This is a genomic window from Myxococcales bacterium (genome assembly GCA_016716835.1).
GTDB lineage: Bacteria > Myxococcota_A > Polyangia > Haliangiales > Haliangiaceae > JADJUW01.
Window position 1 is genome coordinate 1,140,732 of sequence record JADJUW010000001.1, and the last position, 14,330, is coordinate 1,155,061.

Genomic DNA, 14,330 nt, shown 5'->3' on the forward strand with positions numbered 1-14,330 from the left:
TTGGGGACCGCAGGGGGTGCTTCAGCCGATTTTCTGGCCGTTTTCGTCGTAGCGGTAGAAGCCGCGGCCGGCCTTTTTGCCGACCCATCCCGCGGCGACGTACTGCCGCAGCAACGGACACGCGCGATACTTGGTGTCGCCGAGTTCGTGATGCAGCACCTCGGCGATCGCGAGCACCGTATCGAGGCCGATGAGGTCGGCGAGCTCGAGCGGCCCCATCGGGTGATTGAGGCCCAGGCGCGCACCGGTATCGATGTCAGCGGCGCTGCCGAGGCCCTCGTACAAGCCAAAGCACGCCTCGTTGATGAGCGGAATCAGCACGCGGTTGACGATGAAGCCGGGGATGTCGCGCGCCGAAATGGAGGTCTTGCCGAAGCGGGCCGCGAGCGCCTCCGTGGTGTGAAACGTCGCGTCGCTGGTTGGCAAGCCGCGGACGATTTCGACTAATTTCATCAGTGGCACCGGGTTCATGAAATGCATGCCGATGACGCGGTCGGCCCGGCCTGACGCCGCGGCCAATTTAGTGATCGAAATCGATGAGGTGTTTGACGCCAAGATGGCTTCGGGGCGCACCAACCGGCCAAGGCTGGCAAATATTTCGAGCTTGAGCGCTTCGTTTTCGGGTGCGGCCTCAATGACGAAGTCGCAGGCCGACAGCGAGCTGTGGCCCTGCCCCGCGGTCACGCGCGCCGTGGCGGCGCTGGCAAGCTCCGCCGTGAGTTTGCCTTTTTCAACCAGGCGCGCCAGCGTCTTGCCGAGCTTGCTCACCGCGGCCTGCGCCAACTCCGGTGAGATATCAACCATGATGACGTCAAGCCCGGCCTGCGCCGCAACCTGCGCGATGCCCTGCCCCATCTGGCCGGTGCCGACGACGCCGAGCTTGCTGATTTGCGCGCTCACGGGCGCTCCACAAGTAGCGCGATGCCTTCGCCGCCGCCGATGCAAAGCGAGGCGCCACCGCGCTTCACCCCGCGTTGCGCCATCGCCGATAGCAGGGTCACCAAGATGCGCGCGCCGGAGGCGCCGATGGGGTGCCCGAGCGCGACCGCGCCGCCCCAGACGTTGACTTTGGCCGGGTCGAGCGCAAGCATCTGATTGTTGATCAGCGACACAACCGCGAAGGCTTCGTTGATTTCCCACAGGTCGACCGAGGCGGCGTCCCAGCCTGCCTTGGTCAGCGCAGACTTAATCGCCGCGGCCGGCGCCGTGGTGAACCATTCGGGCGCTTGCGCGTGGTAACCCGACGCGACGATTTTTGCCAGCACGGGCAGCCCGCGGCGCGCCGCCTCCTGCGCCGACATCAAGACCAAGGCCGCCGCGCCATCGTTAAGCGACGACGCATTGCCGGCGGTGATGGTGCCGTCTTTGGCGAACGCGGGGCGCAAGCCCGGGAGCTTTTCGATGTTGCCGCGACCAGGCTCCTCGTCGAGAACTACCTCGACCTCGCCGGCCTTGCTGGCAATGGCGACCGGCACGATCTCACCGGCAAACCGCCCATCTTTTTGCGCGGCGAGCGCGCGGCGATAGCTCTCGGCCGCGAATTCGTCTTGCGCCTGGCGCGTGATGTTGTGCTCTTTGGCGCACAGCTCGCCGCAATTTCCCATGTGCTGATTGTTGTACGGATCCCACAGGCCATCGTGCACCATGGAATCGACCGCCTGAAAATTTCCCATCTTAAAGCCACTGCGCGCGCCGGCCACGAGGTGCGGCGCGTTCGACATCGACTCCATGCCGCCCGCAATGGCAACCGCAACATCGCCGAGCGCGATCGCGCGCGCCGCCGAGATCACGGCTTCGAGACCCGAGCCGCACACCTTGTTGACCGTCACCGCCGGCGTGCTTTGCGCCAAGCCTGCCTTGATCAACGCTTGCCGCGCGGGTGCCTGTCCCAGGCCGGCTTGCAGCACCGAACCCATATGCACAAGGCCAACCTCAGCGGCCGCGAGCTTCGCGCGCGCCGCGGCACCCTTGATCGCCGCGGCGCCGAGCGTTGGCGCGGTGGCAGTCGTCAAGGCACCCAAAAACGAGCCAATCGCGGTTCGCGCGGCGGCAACAATTACGACGTCATTCATAGGGTCTGGATACCCCCGAACCCGGGTGGCGTCAACCGCGCCGAGGTCAGCCGAATTGGCGGGCGCGGGCGACAATGCCAGGCAGCACCTCCATCACGCGGCGAACGTCATCTTGCGTCGTGCCAGGCCCGAGGCTAAAGCGCACGGCCGCGCGCGCCATCGCGTCATCCTGACCCATGGCGAGTAAAACCGGCGACGGCTTGACGGAGCCCGAGGTGCACGCCGCCCCGTTGGAGACCGCGATGCCCGCGACATCAAGCGCCATCGCGATCGCGTCGCCGCGCGCACCGTCAAAGCGAACGTTGACGGTGTTGCCAATCCGCTCGGCATGCCCACCGTTAATGTGGGCGCCGGCGATGGCACGAGCAGAGGCCTCCAGCGACGCGGCGACCGCGCTGATTTCCCCTGCCAGAGCCAAACGCGCCGGGACGCACTTCGCGGCAGCGGCCATGCCCGCAATGCCCGCGAGATTCTCGGTGCCGGGCCTGCGCTGTCGCTCTTGGTTGCCGCCTGGCATCACCGCTGCCAGAGGCCAGCCAGCTTTTACCCACAGCGCGCCGACGCCCTTGGGCCCGCCAAACTTGTGCGCCGAGATAGACGCGGCATCGGCCACGGCAACGACCTCGCTCAAGGCGCGCTTGCCCGCCCACTGCACCGCGTCGACAAACAGCGGCGAATCGCCCGCCCAGGCACGCACCTGCGCCAACGGTTGCACCACGCCCGTTTCGTGATTCGCCGCCGAGATCGCAACCAAGGCGGCGCGCGCCGCCGCAAAGGGTTGCAAGCGGCCCGCCTCATCCACGGGCAGCGTTTGCACCTGGAAGCCCTCCAGCGCGAGTTGGGCTAGGGCGCCCCGCACCGCTGGATGCACGGTCGCGCAGACAAGCACCAGCGACGCCGCGCCGCGATCGCGCGCACAACGCGCGAGCCCAATCGCGCCGAGCGCAATGGCCTCGGTCCCACCGCTGGTAAAGACGACCTCATCCGACGTGGCGTCGAGAAGCTGCGCAACCTGCGCGCGGCTGTGCTCGACGAGCTGCCTAGTCGCGCGTCCCTCAGCATGGATCGAGGAGGGATTGCCGAGCTGAGAGGTGGCCGCGAGGACGGCGGTGACCACCTCGGGCAAGACGGGCGCGCTCGCATTGTAGTCCAAATAGATCCGCATGGCCCAGCGCCTAATTATGACCAATAAGCTGGTAATTGCTAGTCACGCCCGCGCTCCTTACCGGCTATAACTAGCCAGAGGCCTACCGCGTGGGACACGAGCTAACAGACTGGCTATGCGCGATCGACGCCATCGCGGCGCCGAGCATCGCCGATGCGCGCCGCCTGCGCCAACGCGATGGCGGCAGCCTGCTCGAGGCCTTGGTAAGGCTTGGCGCGATTTCCGATCAATCGTTGACCTTGCTGCTGCGCGAGCGCTTGCGGCTGCCAATCGTGGCACCGGCCATGCTCGCTGATATTGCAGGAGATGCGCTAGCGGCGCTGCCCGCCGATATGGCCGTGGAGTTTCGCGTCATGCCGCTTGCCATCGACGGCGAGGGCAACTTGGTCGTGGCGTTTTCAGACCCGTCCGATAACGCGGCGCTGGAGGAAATCTCGTTCTTTACCGGCCGTCATGTCATGCGCACCATCGCGATGCAGGCACAAATTGCGTGGTGCCTGGCAAAATACTATGGCGTGGTGACGCCCTTGGCCGAGCCGCTCCTCGTGCCCGCGGATCCCAGCAGCGTCAACATGGCGGCGACGCCTCGGGCGACCGTCTCGTCGACGAACCCCGCACCGCAGACCGTGCAGCCGCTCGTGTTGCCCAAAAAGCGCGCCCCCCGCATTACCGAAGAACTCATCGACGCGACGCGCCGACCGGCCGCGGGCGGCGATGCCGATCTAAGCGCCGGCGTCTCGACCACCCGCCTCGCGGTCGCTACCGACGTCGCCAATAGCCCGACCGAGCTGGCACCTCGCACCGGCGAGATCCACGCGGTGAGTCCACGCATACGCCGGCTGACCGACTTGCCGCCGGTCATGATCGACTTGCAGCAGCTTGGATCCGCGTCGCCCGTCCCGGCCGTTGTCATCGACGACCCCGAGCCAAGCGCGCCGCCACCGGTAAGCCGCACGCGCGCGCGCAGCGACACCGTTGTCGGCTACGACACCGCCCAGGCCATCGCACGCGCCACCGTTGCGGTTACCAAGCATCTAACGCGCGACCTTGCGAGTGCGTCGCGTGCCATCGCGGCCGCGCCTAGCCGCGATGACGCCATCGCTGAGTTCTTGCGCTCGATGTTCACTGACCATATTGTTTTTTGCGTGGTGCGCGGCGATTCGGCCACGCTGCATCCCAGCACCGGGCGCTTCACGCCGATGGCGGCGATTCCCAGCATTGGCGCCGCGCTCATGCGTGGCCGTCCCTACCGCGGGCCCCTGCCCGATGTACCGTCGCAAATGTTTGCGGCCGAGGCGCTTGGGCAGTTCATGCCACTGGTCGTGATCGTGCCGGTCATGCTCCGCCAGCGCGCCATCGCATTTTCGCTCGCCGAACTAACCTCGCGCACGCCGAGCGACAGCGAACTCATCGCGCTGGCGCAAGTCACGAGCAATGCCTTCGCGCGCCTCGCGTTGCGACGTCGGCAGACTATGCAGGTCCGCTGAGCGTGGGCGACGCGCGACGCACGCCGCGCGCATTAATTGGGTCGGAGCTCGAGGTTGGCCTGATAGGTCGAGCCGGCGACGGCGACCGGCAATTTCCATTTGCCGGCGACGCCGCTGAGGCAACTGTCAAAGCCGCTATCGACGGTCGGCTTGACCGTCAACTTCTTGACGACGCCCGCGGGCGAGAAATTTGCGGCGAGCGAAAGCTTGACCGAGCTGTTACCGAGCGCGACGTTGCGCTTGAGCGCCTGCTCATAGCAACGCTGGATCGCCGTGCGCGACTTGCTGACGAAATCCATGAAGATCTTAGAATTCGCCGCCAAGGTGGCGTCATCGAGTTGTGGCCCGGCGCCGCCTCGAGCGCCCTGTCCCGCCGTGATCACAAAATCGCCGCCTTCGACGCGCACGACGACGTCGCCGCCCGCACCTAGGCTCTCCGCCTCGGCCGAGGTCTCGAGCGCGGCGATGCGCCGCTCGGCTTCGGTGAGCGTCTTGTTACAGGTCTCGAGCCGTGCCAGCGTCTCGGGCGTGTCCTGCAGCTTAGTGGTCGATTTGCCGCAGCCTGCGGCAGCCGCCAGGCCGGCCACGAGGCAGATGACCACAAGAAATGAAGTGGAGGTTTTCACGTTTATTTGTCCTTTGCCGCCGGGCGGTCGGGCGCAATTGTAACGCGCTCGGCGTCGGCGTGTGCCGCTGACGGCGCGCAATCGTGGGCGCTTTCGTCGGCTGCTGTGGGAGGCAAAAATGACGGGATGGGGGGCAGAACGACGGGTGGTGGCGGCTCGATAAATTCACGCACGATGCTGCCACCAATGACGTGCTCTTAACGATGCGTTCGACGCGGGCGAGGTCGAGGCGTTGGTAGAGGGCCTGGGTGCCCTTCTTGCCCGGCAGCGTCGCCAGCGAAAAGCGCGGCCCCGTACCGGCAGCCGGTGCGGGCGGCATTTCGCGCACCAGGGCGTTGACGCCTTGGCTGCAGCGACCAAAGCAGCTCTGCCACTCCATCGCGACATCCTGCGCGCCCAAACGCTTGCACGCACTTACGAAGGCGGTAGCGATCGCAGCCGAGCCGCGTTTTTCACCGCACTCCGGCCCGCGGCACACGACGATCCGAAACTTGCGAGTCACGACCCTACTAGCGTGGGAGCAATTGCCATAAATTGCAACCCGGCGACGCGGCGCTTCGTCACGAGCCCGCGGCCCTGCGACATGCTGTGCGCCCGCCGCCTACACCTCGTGCTACTGCGAGGCCTGCTGCGTCGCGGCGTCGCTGAAATCAACGACGCCGTCCTTCCTAATTACTTTGCCGAGAAGGTTAATGCGCCCGGTCGCAAGGGTTTTGCCGCCCGACGTGATGGTGATCATGATCTTGCGGTTGGCGCCAAGGTCTTTGCGCGCCAAGACGAGCGAGGTGCTCAGCGACATCAGGCCGCGATCGCCGGCATATTGATCCATCGACGAGACAAGCCGACGCGTGCGCTCCGTGATGTCAAAGACATGCACCGTGTACTTGAGATCTGGCATCCCCTGCTTGAAAAACGCCAGCATGTGCACCGACCACTCCTGCGTCGCGGGGTCTTCCCAGATTGATTTTTTCTGGTTCACCTTCACGCGCGAGATAAAACGGGCCACGCTCTTGTCCGCGGTTGGAAAGCGCTTGTCGCTGAGCAGCACTTGACCGCCGAACACTTTTTCGGGCGAGCGCTGGGCAAGCGCACTGGGCGCGGGCCAAACGAGCTGCAACGAGAACAGGGCCAGGCCCATTGCCGCCACGCGAAAAAAACCGGGGCGGGTCGACGACATGCGGAAGATTGCGGGCTTCATCGTGCCGCAAGTGTACGTGGGCAGACGGGCTGATGCTACGCCTTATCGCTCAGCAGTTGCTCGATTTGCGCGGCCTGCGCCGGCGGCAAGCCGCCGCGCTGCGCGAGCACCGCGGTCGCGCGCGCCAGCGCGACGTAGAGCTGCCTCACCGCGGGCGCATCCGACAGCGCTTCAAGATGACGCTGTACCGTGTGCACGTCGCCGCGCATGATGGGTCCGGTTAGGCCGGCCGCGCTGCCTTTGTCGCGAACATTGCCAATGGCGCCGGCCGCGAGCGCCGCGGCGGCCTGTTGGGCGTCAGCGGCGGCGAGGCCTGCTTGCGTAAAAAGGAGAACCGCTTGGTCAAGCAAGGTCACGACGAAATTCGAGCCAAAGCTAGCCGCGAGGTGATAGCGCGCCATCTGACTCGACGACAAGGTCAAGGCGCGCCCCGCGAGCGCGGCGACGAGTTGATGCACGACCGCCACGCCATGGGGCGTGCCCTCCACGCCAAAGGCGAGCCCGTGCAGTTGCGTCATGCCGACGCGACCTGCCGCGATAGCAGCCAAGGGATGCATGGTGGCGACGCCACCGACGCGCGCCGCGAGCTCGCCAAAAGCGGCGGCCGCCGCGGTAGCGCCTGAACAAGGGATGAGGGTGTGCCGTGTGGTGATAAGCCCGGTGGCCACGACGCGCGCGGCAACCTCGGCGATTGCATCATCGCTGACCGCGATGATCACCGCATCGCATTCAAGCAAGCGATCCGGCGGCGAGGCGTACGCCGCGACGCCGGCAGCAGCGGCAGCAACGCGCGCTTCATGAGCGTTGCGTGCCCACAGGCCAAGCACCGGCACGCCGCCTCGACGGAGCGCACCGGCCATCGCGGTAGCGACGACGCCGGCGCCGATCACAAATACGGTAGGTTGTTTCGTCTTCACCGGTAGAGCCCGTGTTGCACGATATAGGCTGCCACGCCATGCGGCAAGCCTGCGGCGCGGCCGCTCGCCTGCAATTGCGACCGAATCTCGCGCGACGCCACCGCCGGCAGCGCCACCGGTGCGCCTTGGTGAGCTGACAAGGTGGCGTCATCGCTGGCAATAAAGTCTTGCCGCGGGATGACCCATGGCGGTGCAAGCGCCGCGACCTCATCCCATCGATGCCAGGCCGCCGTCTCGCGCAAAATGTCCGAACCGATCAGCAGGCGAAATGAATTGGACGCCCCTCCCGCGGCAGCGCGCAACAGGTGGTGCAAGAGCACCAGCGTATGGCTGGGCGATCCATCGGCAAAAATCTGCGCCTCATCTTCGCGTACCCGCACGCGTGGCCCGAGCGCCGCCGTGGCCAGCTGGCACATGGCCAGCCGATCTGCAAAGGGCGCGAGGTCCTTGCCCAAAGCGTGGCGATAGGCTGGCACCCACCACACCTCGTCAAATGGGCCACACTCGAGCGCGACCACGGTGGCGAGCTGATGGCACACGTGCGGCGGATTAAAGCTGCCGCCAAACAAGCCTATCCGCATCCGCTAATCGTACAGCAACCAGGCACGGCGAGCCTCGGCATAGGCGACTTCTTCGCCCGCCCACGTGGCGGCGATGTCTTGCAGCGGCGCGCGCGCATCGACCAACGTGCGCACCATAGGGCTGCCGCATAGCAAATCGATGGCAGGAATCGTGTCGACAAATTCATAGGCACGGACCCGCCAGGCAAAGCGATCGCCGCCGACGCAGCGCAGGGCGCGCAAGGCTGCCACGCCGGTGAGGTAAGGCAGGAAGGTGCGGCGGTCGGTGACATGCAGCTGCACCGCGCCGCACACCACGCCGGCGTGTTTTTGAAAGGCCGGGCGAATCCCCGTGGCACGGAAGACGCAACCCGGCAGGCGGTAGGATGTCAGCTCGCGCGCTAAATCTTCGCCGTCGCAAAATGGCGCGCCGAAGAGCTCGAAAGGCCGCGTGGTGCCCCGCCCTTCCGAGGCCTCGGTGCCTTCGACGAGGCACATCCCGGGATAGACCACCGCGGTATCAACCATGGGCATATTGGGCGACGGCATCACCCACGGCAGGCCGGTGTCTTCGAAATACATCGCGCGGCGCCAGCCATCCATGGCCACGATGCGCAGGTCGACGTCGAGCTGTTCCGCGGCGGCGCGCCAACGCGCGATTTCACCAGCCGTCAGGCCGTGCCGGTTGGCGCATGACACCAGGCCGACAAAGGACTCATAGCCGGGCGCGATGGCGCCGCCTTCGACGCGCGCGCCACCGAGCGGATTGGGCCTATCGAGCACGACAAAGGGAATGCGCGCCGCCGCCGCCGCGCGCATGGCGAGCACCATCGTCCACACAAACGTGTAATAGCGACTGCCGACGTCTTGGATGTCAAACACCAGCGCGTCGAGGCCTTGCAGCGCTGCGGCCGTCGGCGTGAGGGTTTCGTAGGTGTGACCGTAGAGGCTATGAACGGCGCCGCCGGTCTTAGGATCGCGCTCCCCCGCGACGGAAATCATGTCTTGCGCATCGCCGCGCAAGCCATGCTCGGGGCCAAATAGCGCCGCGATGGTGGATTGCCCCCGCAACACATCGATCGCGTGGACATAGCCCGCGGTGATGGCGCTTGGATTGGCAATGAGCCCAATGCGCTTGCCGGCGAGCCACGCCAGCCCACCGGCGGCGACTTTGTCGAGGCCTGTTCGAACTGCCATGGCGTTAGCATACACACGTTGCCATAAACCCCTGCGCCAGGCCGCCACGAAAAGGTGTAACCGCATCTTCCGGACGGCGTAGCACCTGCCATGCGCGCCAACACACTGACCATCTGCTGCCTAACTGCCATTGCCGCCTACGGGTGCGGCAACAACGACGTCGGGGTCGACGACGCCGATCCACAGCTTACATCGCTCGACGCGATCGTCAATCTCATCGAAGACGGCGCCTATAAGTCCTGGGTTAAAGAGGCGGCCATTGAGGATGGTCCCGGTCCCCATGGCGACAAGCTCGTCTACTTTGACCCGCTGGTCGCACAATCCTTGGCGGACGGCAACGCGACCCACCCACGCGGCAGCACGCTGGTCAAAGAGCTCTATGAGGCCAATGGCGACCTGCGCGGCTTTGCCATCGCCATCAAGGACCGGGACGAAGCCAGCCGCGACGCCTGGGTTTGGTATGAAGTTTTCGGCAGCGACTATCGCGACCCGGCCTTCTGGGCGCGCGGCACCGACTCGTGCGCCAGCTGCCACAGCTCCGGCGTCGACTACGTGATTACGGCGCTGCCACCTATGTGACGGCGGTGCCGGCAACGCCCTTGGCGATGCGATCGAGGATGCCATTGATAAAGGCGCCGGATTCGCCGGTGCCAAACCGCTTGCCGAGCTCGATCGCCTCATTGATGACGACGCCGTGCGGCGTGTCGGCGAAGGCGAGCAATTCGGCGGTGCCCAGGCGCAAGATGTTGCGATCGATGCGCGACATGCGCTCGAGCCGCCAGTTCCGCGAGTGTTGCACGATCGACGCGTCGATCTCAGCGCGCCGGTCGTCGACCGCCTGACAAAGGGCTTGCGCATAAGCCACGCCCTCGGGGGGCACGTCAACCTCAAACCCTTCCGCCCACGCCGGCGCCACGTCGCTTTCTACCGCGGCCGCGCCAGCGTCATGCGCGACATCGCGCGCATACAACAGTTGCAGGGCGTACGTGCGCGCCTTTTGCTTGATCGCGCGCGATAACGTGGCGTCACTCATCGCCGTCGCCCCATGCCCGCGCTCGGCAGCGCGCGATATAGCGTTGCCATCTCTAGCGCGGCGAGCGCCGCATCGTGACCCTTGTTGCCGTGCGCGCCGCCCGCGCGCTCGAGCGCCTGCTCCATGGTATCGGTGGTCAAGAGGCCAAACGCCACCGGCACCATCCCCGTCGCTAGGGCCATTAGGCCGCGCGACGTCTCGCCGGCGACATAATCAAAATGCGGCGTACCGCCGCGCACCACCGCGCCTAACGCGACGACGGCATCGATGCCGCCCTGATCGAGCACACGCCCGACAAGGCCCGGTAGCTCCCATGCACCCGGGCAGCGAATGACGAACAAATCGTCGGCCTTCACGCCCTTTTCAAGGCACGTGCGCGACGCCGCGGCGACCATCGCTTCGACGACGACGTCGTTAAAGCGGCTGGCGACGATGGCGACGCGCAGCCCGGTGCCGTCCTGAGTTCCTGACAGTTGCGCGGGCATGCCACGTGACTACACAATGGCCCTCCCAAAGTAAAGGGGCGTCTGGATGAGGCCTACGCTGCGCCCAGGAGCGGCTTGCGGCCGACGAGCTCGATGCCGAAGGCCTCGATGCCGACAATGCGCCGTTCGACATCAGAGAGCAGCATGATGCGTTTGCAACCCACGTCGGCGAGCACCTGCGCCCCCAGGCCAAAATCGCGCAAGGCCTCGCTGCCGGCGGTCTGGGTCGCCACGGCGCCGCGGCTTGGATGGGCGAGTTTTTCGGCGGAGCGCTTGAAATGCACCAACTCAGGGCGCGACACCAACATCACCACCCCGATGCCCGCGGCCTCGACCGCGGCAAAAGCCGCCTGCGTCTCACGCCGGCTACCTATGGCATCGGTTAACAAATCTGTGGTTTGCACGCGCACCAAGATGTCTTCGCCGCGCGCCGAGGCCGCATGCACGTCGCCGCGCACGAACGCCGCGTATTCAGTGGGCTCTACGCTCGCCTCGTAGATATAAACATCGTAGGGCGAGCCAGGCCCGAGCCACGAGGGGCGCAACTGCAATTGATGCGTGCGCTTGACGATGCGTTCGTGACGCAGGCGATAGGCGATGAGGTCGGCCACCGACAAGATGAGCAGGCCATGCGTCGCCGCCACTTCTTCGAGCTCGGGCATGCGTGCCATCTCGCCATCGGGGCGCATGATCTCGCAGATAACGCCCGCCGCCTTTTCGCCAGCTAGGCGCGCCAAATCGACCGAGCCCTCGGTCTGCCCCGTGCGCACCAAGACGCCGCCGTCGCGCGCGCGCAGCGGAAAGACATGACCGGGCGAGACCAAATCGCGCGGGTGCGCGTCGTCGGCAATCGCGGCCAAGATCGTGGTCGCGCGATCCTTGGCGCTGATGCCGGTGGAAACGCCATGACGGGCCTCGATCGAAACCGTGAACGCCGTGCCCATGCTAGCGCGGTTCTCGCGCACCATCATCGGCAACTCGAGCTTGTCGACGGTGGCGCCATCTACCGCCAAACAGATGAGGCCGCGCCCGTAGGTGGCCATGAAGTTGATCGCCTCTGGCGTCACCTTGGACGCCGCCATGACAAAGTCGCCTTCGTTTTCACGGTCTTCGTCATCAACCAAGATGACCATGCGTCCGGCCTTGATGTCTTCGATCGCCTTGGCGACGCGCGAGATGGGATCTAGGATCATGACGTGGCTCCTTTGGTGGCGGCGGGCAGGTGTTCGCCGAGCAAGCGCTCGACGTACTTGCCGATCAGATCGACTTCGATGTTCACGACGTCGCCCACGTGGGTCTGACCGAGCGTGGTAGCGGCCGCGGTGTGCGGAATGATCGAGACCGAGACGTCATCATCGCTGACGCGATTGACGGTTAGGCTGATGCCATCAATAGCAATCGAGCCCTTGGCGACGACGTAGCGTGCAAGCGAGGGCGCCAGCGCAATGTCAAAGCGGAGATTGCTGCCGTCGGGCTGCCGCGCCGTGACGGTGCCTACGCCATCAATGTGGCCGGCGACGATATGACCTCCGAGGCGATCCGAGGCGAGCATGGCGCGTTCGAGGTTCAGGCGGGCACCCGCCGCCGCGCGACCAAGGTTAGTGCAGCGCAAGGTTTCGGGCCCCAGCAGCACGTCATAGGTGCCTTGCGCGGCGTCAATCGCCGTCACGGTCAGGCACACGCCGCTATGGGCAATCGATTCGCCAATGGTCAGCTCGCCAACCGACCACGCCTGCGGGCGCACCGAAAAGCACACCGCGCCCCCAGCGTCGTGCGCCTTGGCGAGCACGCCAACATCCGCAATGAGCCCGGTGAACACGCGCGCTAGATAGCACGCAGCGGCGCCCGGCGGTACTGCAACCGCAGGTCATCGCCAAGCGCTACAGGGGCCTGTGCAAGCACGAAGCGCGGCGCGCGCTCGAGGGTGCCTACCGCCCCACCGGCAAGCCACGAAGGCCCGCCGCTGCCTAGCGCGATCGGCGCCATGTACAGCACCAGCTCGTCGGTGAGGCCGGCTTCAAGCCAGGCGCCGTGCGTCTTGGCGCCTCCCTCGATGAGCACGGTCAAACATCCTTGTGCGGCCAACACGCGTGCCAGTTGCGCGATGTCGACCTTGGGTGACGGCCTGGCGTTGCGCTTTAAGGGCGCCGCGCCAATCGGCCATACTTCGGCGCCCGCCGCGAGCAACGCGCGCAAGCGTTTGCCCAGCGCCGAGCTCGGCGACCGCTGCGCTGCGGTTAGCGTCTGCGCGGTCGTCGCGATGACAACGCGAGCGGAGGAACCGCGCGCTTGCCGCGGCAAGACGCGTGCGGTTGGCGGCGTGGAAAGCTTGCTGTCGATGACGACGCGCATCGGGTCGCGCGCCCCGGCGCCCCGCGCGGTCAATTGCGGATCATCGGCTTTCACGGTGCCGACGCCGACCACAATCGCGTCGCACCACTTTCGCCAGCTGCGACCGTCGCGCCGCGCGGCCTCGCCGGTAAGCCATTTTGATTCGCCGGCCGCCGTCGCGATCTTGCCGTCGAGCGACATCGCCACCTTCTGCACCACCCACGGGCGTCCGCGCCGAGCCACCGAAATAAAGCCGCGATTGATGTCTTCGCACGCTTGCCGCAAGACGCCTGACGTAACCGCAAGGCCCGCCCGCGCGAGCAACCGCCCGCCACCGGCATGGCTCTTGATTGGGTCGCTCGCACCGTAGACAACGCGCGCGACGCCGGCGGCCAAGATCGCGTCGGTGCAGGGCGAGGTGCGGCGATGGCTGCGATGCCGGCACGGCTCAAGATTGCAATAAAGCGTCGCACCGCGCGCCTTGCCGCCAAGCCCAGCCAGCGCAACCGCCTCGGCATGAGGCTGCCCCGCCGCCACGTGATAGCCTTCGGCGAGCACCTTGCCCGCGGCGCTCACGATGACGCAGCCAACCACCGGGTTGGGTGCCGTTTGCCCCGCAGCCATCGCCGCCAGCTCGAGGCAACGCTGCATATGCCTCTCGTCGGCCGGGGTGACGCCGCTGGCTCTGCGCGACGCCATGTTGTTTACACCAGCTGTGAGGCGTCGAGCTGCCGGCGCCCGATCGATCCGGAGTCGTCTTGCTTGAGCGTCTCAACTTGCTTGGTGAATTCATCGAGGTTGCTAAAATCGCGATAGATCGACGCGAAGCGCACAAACGCCACCTCGTCGAGCGCACGCAACTTCGGCAGCACGCGCTCGCCAATTTCATGCGAGGCAATTTCTTGCAGGCCAGTCTCGCCGACGTCGCGTTCGATCGCTTCGGCCAGCGTCTTGAGCTGGGCCGTAGTTACCGGCCGCTTGGCCACCGAATATGACAGCCCGCGTTCGATTTTATTGCGGTCGAACGGCTCGCGACTGCCGTCGCGTTTGACCACCATCGGCATCGATTCTTCGACGCGCTCGTACGTGGTGTAGCGGCGATTGCAACCGACGCACTCGCGACGCCGCCTCGTCTCGCGGCCGTCTTTGGACACGCGGGAGTCGATGACTCGGTCTTCTTGTTCGGTGCAAAATGGGCAGCGCACGTTAGGTTCTCGCTAGTGGACGCCAAGTCAGCCAGCTCTGGCTTATTTGGGCTC

At 65.9% G+C, this 14,330-nt stretch carries 16 protein-coding genes; 2 read left to right on the forward strand and 14 right to left on the reverse strand.

Annotated features, from left to right (window positions below):
* Positions 1 to 21: 21 nt before the first annotated feature.
* From IPL79_05080 to IPL79_05090, 3 genes are read right to left on the reverse strand one after another with little or no spacing between them, the layout of a single operon-like run.
* The gene (locus tag IPL79_05080) at positions 22 to 900 is read right to left on the reverse strand and encodes a 3-hydroxybutyryl-CoA dehydrogenase (GenBank protein ID MBK9070362.1); all 879 of its coding nucleotides are present in this window, start codon (positions 898 to 900) and stop codon (positions 22 to 24) included.
* Entirely contained in the window at positions 897 to 2,072 is a 1,176-nt protein-coding gene (locus tag IPL79_05085; GenBank protein ID MBK9070363.1) for an acetyl-CoA C-acyltransferase, read from the reverse strand. The genes IPL79_05080 and IPL79_05085 overlap by 4 nt, the downstream gene beginning before the upstream one ends.
* 46 nt (positions 2,073 to 2,118) lie before the next feature.
* Complete coding sequence (locus tag IPL79_05090; GenBank protein ID MBK9070364.1) at positions 2,119 to 3,237, reverse strand: cysteine desulfurase; 1,119 nt, start codon at positions 3,235 to 3,237, stop codon at positions 2,119 to 2,121.
* 89 nt (positions 3,238 to 3,326) lie between these two features.
* Here IPL79_05090 and IPL79_05095 point away from each other — a divergent pair, with 89 nt between their 5' ends.
* Positions 3,327 to 4,724, forward strand: a complete 1,398-nt coding sequence (locus tag IPL79_05095; GenBank protein MBK9070365.1) for a hypothetical protein — start codon at positions 3,327 to 3,329, stop codon at positions 4,722 to 4,724.
* A 32-nt stretch (positions 4,725 to 4,756) separates the two neighbouring features.
* On the opposite strand, the gene IPL79_05100 is transcribed toward IPL79_05095, so the two are convergent.
* From IPL79_05100 to IPL79_05120, 5 genes are all read right to left on the reverse strand, one after another.
* Positions 4,757 to 5,350, reverse strand: coding sequence for a hypothetical protein (locus IPL79_05100; protein MBK9070366.1), 594 nt, complete (start codon positions 5,348 to 5,350; stop codon positions 4,757 to 4,759).
* A 613-nt stretch (positions 5,351 to 5,963) separates the two neighbouring features.
* Complete coding sequence (locus tag IPL79_05105) at positions 5,964 to 6,548, reverse strand: hypothetical protein (GenBank protein MBK9070367.1); 585 nt, start codon at positions 6,546 to 6,548, stop codon at positions 5,964 to 5,966.
* A gap of 35 nt (positions 6,549 to 6,583) precedes the next feature.
* Positions 6,584 to 7,465: a DUF2520 domain-containing protein gene (locus IPL79_05110; GenBank protein ID MBK9070368.1), complete on the reverse strand. Its 882-nt coding sequence runs from the start codon at positions 7,463 to 7,465 to the stop codon at positions 6,584 to 6,586.
* The gene (locus IPL79_05115; GenBank protein MBK9070369.1) at positions 7,462 to 8,046 is read right to left on the reverse strand and encodes a nicotinate-nicotinamide nucleotide adenylyltransferase; all 585 of its coding nucleotides are present in this window, start codon (positions 8,044 to 8,046) and stop codon (positions 7,462 to 7,464) included. The genes IPL79_05110 and IPL79_05115 overlap by 4 nt, the downstream gene beginning before the upstream one ends.
* A gap of 3 nt (positions 8,047 to 8,049) precedes the next feature.
* Positions 8,050 to 9,222 (reverse strand): DUF1343 domain-containing protein, encoded by a 1,173-nt coding sequence (locus IPL79_05120; GenBank protein MBK9070370.1) that lies wholly within the window; start codon positions 9,220 to 9,222, stop codon positions 8,050 to 8,052.
* 90 nt (positions 9,223 to 9,312) lie between these two features.
* Between IPL79_05120 and IPL79_05125 the strand changes: the two genes are divergently transcribed.
* Positions 9,313 to 9,801, forward strand: a complete 489-nt coding sequence (locus tag IPL79_05125) for a cytochrome P460 family protein (GenBank protein MBK9070371.1) — start codon at positions 9,313 to 9,315, stop codon at positions 9,799 to 9,801.
* Here IPL79_05125 and nusB read toward each other — a convergent pair.
* Genes nusB through nrdR form a run of 6 tightly spaced genes read right to left on the reverse strand, consistent with a single transcriptional unit; the run spans position 9,794 to position 14,276 of the window.
* Positions 9,794 to 10,255: a transcription antitermination factor NusB gene (gene nusB / locus IPL79_05130; protein MBK9070372.1), complete on the reverse strand. Its 462-nt coding sequence runs from the start codon at positions 10,253 to 10,255 to the stop codon at positions 9,794 to 9,796. The two genes, IPL79_05125 and nusB, sit on opposite strands and share 8 nt — an antisense overlap.
* Positions 10,252 to 10,740 carry a 6,7-dimethyl-8-ribityllumazine synthase gene (locus IPL79_05135; GenBank protein MBK9070373.1) on the reverse strand — a complete coding sequence of 163 codons (489 nt, stop codon included), beginning with the start codon at positions 10,738 to 10,740 and terminating at the stop codon, positions 10,252 to 10,254. The genes nusB and IPL79_05135 overlap by 4 nt, the downstream gene beginning before the upstream one ends.
* 53 nt (positions 10,741 to 10,793) lie before the next feature.
* Positions 10,794 to 11,933, reverse strand: a complete 1,140-nt coding sequence (gene ribB, locus IPL79_05140) for a 3,4-dihydroxy-2-butanone-4-phosphate synthase (GenBank protein ID MBK9070374.1) — start codon at positions 11,931 to 11,933, stop codon at positions 10,794 to 10,796.
* A complete protein-coding gene (locus IPL79_05145) occupies positions 11,930 to 12,559 on the reverse strand; it encodes a riboflavin synthase (protein MBK9070375.1) in 630 nt (209 codons plus the stop codon). Before IPL79_05145 ends, ribB begins: the two co-directional genes overlap by 4 nt.
* Before the next feature lie 5 nt (positions 12,560 to 12,564).
* Positions 12,565 to 13,722, reverse strand: a complete 1,158-nt coding sequence (ribD, locus tag IPL79_05150; protein MBK9070376.1) for a bifunctional diaminohydroxyphosphoribosylaminopyrimidine deaminase/5-amino-6-(5-phosphoribosylamino)uracil reductase RibD — start codon at positions 13,720 to 13,722, stop codon at positions 12,565 to 12,567.
* Between the two features lie 53 nt (positions 13,723 to 13,775).
* Positions 13,776 to 14,276 (reverse strand): transcriptional repressor NrdR, encoded by a 501-nt coding sequence (gene nrdR / locus IPL79_05155; protein ID MBK9070377.1) that lies wholly within the window; start codon positions 14,274 to 14,276, stop codon positions 13,776 to 13,778.
* Positions 14,277 to 14,330 lie beyond the last annotated feature (54 nt).

What these genes read in the sequence shown, in the direction of transcription:
- IPL79_05105 (MBK9070367.1), bottom strand. Translation starts at nt 6,548, where the DNA reads ATGAAGCCCGCAATCTTCCGCATGTCGTCGACCCGCCCCGGTTTTTTT.
- nusB (MBK9070372.1), bottom strand. Translation starts at nt 10,255, where the DNA reads ATGAGTGACGCCACGTTATCGCGCGCGATCAAGCAAAAGGCGCGCACG.
- IPL79_05135 (MBK9070373.1), bottom strand. Translation starts at nt 10,740, where the DNA reads ATGCCCGCGCAACTGTCAGGAACTCAGGACGGCACCGGGCTGCGCGTC.
- ribB (MBK9070374.1), bottom strand. Translation starts at nt 11,933, where the DNA reads ATGATCCTAGATCCCATCTCGCGCGTCGCCAAGGCGATCGAAGACATC.
- IPL79_05085 (MBK9070363.1), bottom strand. Translation starts at nt 2,072, where the DNA reads ATGAATGACGTCGTAATTGTTGCCGCCGCGCGAACCGCGATTGGCTCG.
- IPL79_05120 (MBK9070370.1), bottom strand. Translation starts at nt 9,222, where the DNA reads ATGGCAGTTCGAACAGGCCTCGACAAAGTCGCCGCCGGTGGGCTGGCG.
- IPL79_05125 (MBK9070371.1), top strand. Translation starts at nt 9,313, where the DNA reads ATGCGCGCCAACACACTGACCATCTGCTGCCTAACTGCCATTGCCGCC.
- IPL79_05090 (MBK9070364.1), bottom strand. Translation starts at nt 3,237, where the DNA reads ATGCGGATCTATTTGGACTACAATGCGAGCGCGCCCGTCTTGCCCGAG.
- ribD (MBK9070376.1), bottom strand. Translation starts at nt 13,722, where the DNA reads ATGCAGCGTTGCCTCGAGCTGGCGGCGATGGCTGCGGGGCAAACGGCA.
- IPL79_05115 (MBK9070369.1), bottom strand. Translation starts at nt 8,046, where the DNA reads ATGCGGATAGGCTTGTTTGGCGGCAGCTTTAATCCGCCGCACGTGTGC.